Here is a 258-nt window from a genome sequence, read left to right on the forward strand (position 1 = left end):
ACGACATCGGCTGCTGCCCCGATACCGGTGATCTGCGCCCCTGGGCCGCGCAGGGCGTGCTTTTGCTCAACACGGTGCTCTCGGTGCCTGCGGGCGACGCCAATGGCCACAAAAAACTCGGCTGGCAGGAACTTGCGCATCAGGTATTGGATCATAGCTCTCGCCGCCCGACGGCCTATGTCCTCTGGGGCAACCAGGCGCAGGCGCTTGAAAAACACATCCGTCCCGGCGATCACCTGATCCTGAAGACGGCCCATC

1 pseudogene is annotated in these 258 nt (G+C 63.2%); it reads left to right on the forward strand.

The window, feature by feature from the left end:
- A pseudogene (locus O4G76_RS20970) lies at window positions 1-258 on the forward strand (uracil-DNA glycosylase); the annotation flags it as partial.

Origin of the sequence: Limimaricola sp. G21655-S1 (genome assembly GCF_027213785.1) — a bacterium.
Lineage (GTDB): Bacteria > Pseudomonadota > Alphaproteobacteria > Rhodobacterales > Rhodobacteraceae > Limimaricola.